The organism is Streptomyces sp. LS1784 (assembly GCF_020103755.1).
Classification (GTDB): domain Bacteria; phylum Actinomycetota; class Actinomycetes; order Streptomycetales; family Streptomycetaceae; genus Kitasatospora.
Window position 1 is genome coordinate 1 of record NZ_JAHSQD010001028.1, and the last position, 1,521, is coordinate 1,521.

At 73.2% G+C, this 1,521-nt stretch carries 2 protein-coding genes; one reads left to right on the forward strand and one right to left on the reverse strand.

What is annotated here, in order from left to right:
• Positions 1–167: 167 nt before the first annotated feature.
• A complete protein-coding gene (locus KS423_RS45340) occupies positions 168–773 on the reverse strand; it encodes a hypothetical protein (protein WP_224285494.1) in 606 nt (201 codons plus the stop codon).
• A gap of 363 nt (positions 774–1,136) precedes the next feature.
• Here KS423_RS45340 and KS423_RS45345 point away from each other — a divergent pair, with 363 nt between their 5' ends.
• Positions 1,137–1,346 (forward strand): DUF5703 family protein, encoded by a 210-nt coding sequence (locus KS423_RS45345; RefSeq protein WP_224285495.1) that lies wholly within the window; start codon positions 1,137–1,139, stop codon positions 1,344–1,346.
• Positions 1,347–1,521: the final 175 nt, after the last annotated feature.

A 1,521-nucleotide genomic window follows, 5' to 3' on the forward strand; every position in this document is an offset into this window, starting at 1 on the left:
CGCAGCCGCGCACCACTCGGCTGCGGGCGGTCCTCGCCGAGAACGCCACCGCCTCGGCGTACTGACGGCCGCTCCGGCCGGCCCCGCTGCGGCGGCCTGCCGGGCGGGACGCACGAGGGGCGGGCCCCGGTGGTCCCGGGCCCGCCCCTCGTGCGTCCTGGACGGCTTCAGTCGTCCGGGTCCTCGTCGTCGTAGACCTCGCTCACGTCGAACCGGCAGATCAGCAGCTGCGGATCGGCGTGCTCGAAGGGTTCGGGCAGCCACTCGCCCGGCTCGGTCGGCTCGGTGGCCGCGACCCAGAGCGTCGAGTCGGCCTCCTCCAGGCCGAACTCCTCGCTGCGGGCGGCGATCTCGTCGGGCTCGTACTCGCCGAACAGCACGCCGATCGCGGCGTTCACCCCGCCCGCACCGGCGCCGCCCGGGGTCAGCGACTCGTCGAGCCGCTCGGCCTGGGCACGCAGCCGCTCGGAGTCGACGACGTGGTAGTCGCGGCGGATCAACACGCTGATCGCCTCGGGCTGTTCGGGGCCGTGGTACCCGCCGGGGCCCTCGTCCCCGGGGATCTCGAAGGGCGTCACCTCGTCGTAGGCCTCGTACAGGAGCTGGTCGTAGGCGATGGCCGCCGTCGCCAGCTGCTCGTAGGCGGCGGAAACGGCGGGATCATCGGCTGCGTTGGGGCTTGACACCGCTTCCAGATGACGGTCGATGGCGGCCTTGACCGCCTCAGCGGCGGCGCGTACCTCGGCAATGGTGGGCTGCGCGGCATCAGACATGGTGCAGACGCTATCTCCCCGCAGTGTCGGTACGCACAGCGGTTGTCACCTACACCCGCGATTTCACCGCAACTTCCCCCCTGATGTCCGATCCACACCCTTTCATCCCCCGCGGCTCCGGCGCGAAGCGGGCGCGGAGGACGCGCACGGGACCCACCGGGGCCGTCCGGGTGCCGCTTCGCGCGCCGGGATCGGGGTATCCCCTCCACAACGACAACAGAACTGATGCTCTGTCAGTCGACTGCCCCGGGTCGCACCCCTTCGGGCCGCCGCCTCCGCACGGGAGGGCGGCCGGAAATACCCGGGCCGACTGTCCGGGGCAGGCCGTAGGCTTGCCCGAAGGTGATCCCCAGGAGGAGCGTTTTGACCCCACGGAAGCCGGTCCGGCAGCCGGAGTACGAGTACCAGTCCCTGCGCATGCCGCGCGGCACCACGCGCAACGCGGCGCGCCAACTGCTCACCGAGCACGCCGAGTACGGACACTGGGAACTCGACCGGCTCAGGCTGTTCCCCGACGGCAGCCGGACGGTCCGGCTGAAGCGGCGGATCATCCGGCAGGTCCGGAGCTGGTGACGGGCGGGGCACCGCGGCCCCGGGCAGGACTCGCACCGGGCCTTCGCGCATCCGCGGCCGCCCGTTCACTCGGCGGCCGCGGATGCGTCGTTCCTACGGTGGGTGCGCGCGGGTCCGGCTCAGCGCGCGCCCCGGTCCCCGGTCGGCTGCGTCAGCGGGCGCCGGCCCGGGCCCG